The following is a 516-nucleotide window of genomic DNA, read 5'->3' as shown; positions in this document are numbered from 1 at the left end:
TCTGATTATCCGTTTATGCACCTGTTATATTCGCAATTACTAGTCTGTCAAAGAGTTTGTCTCCAAAATACCGTCTGTTTAATTTGTAAATAAACTCGTTGAGATACAACTGTAAGTATTTCCTTTTGATTTTATGGTAGTTGCCCAGCAATGTCCGTTTTGCATTACTGATTGCGATATGCACCCATTTGAGTGTTTCCTTGGTGGTTTTGGCGTCTGATTTCTCGGTGACGTGCAATTCCACCAGATCGGAGATGTCAACGTAAGAAGTGCTTTTGTCCGAAAATACGATGGCATCATCCTCCATGCAGTCCCTGACCACGCCGTTGATTCCTTCACTTTGATGGCTATCCAGTACCCTGGCCTTGAAATAACGCACATGCTTCTCCTTTTTGCCCGTTTCGATATCTTCCAACGGGGTGCTTTCGGCCATCACCGCAACGTTCTGCTTTCCCTCGGCTCCCCGGCCACGTGTACCCTTGCCTCGCTCGATTTCCTTACTGGCCACCGAAAAGT

The 516-nt window shown here is 45.9% G+C and carries 1 pseudogene; it reads right to left on the bottom strand.

Going from position 1 to position 516, the window contains the following annotated elements:
• Positions 1–13: 13 nt before the first annotated feature.
• Positions 14–516: pseudogene (locus tag ACYVHJ_RS19350) on the bottom strand (IS1595-like element ISBbi1 family transposase); the annotation flags it as partial.

This window comes from Cyclobacterium sediminis (assembly GCF_054781075.1).
The sequence above is the reverse complement of the archived record's forward strand: the minus strand, read 5'-3'. Positions and strand labels throughout refer to the sequence as shown.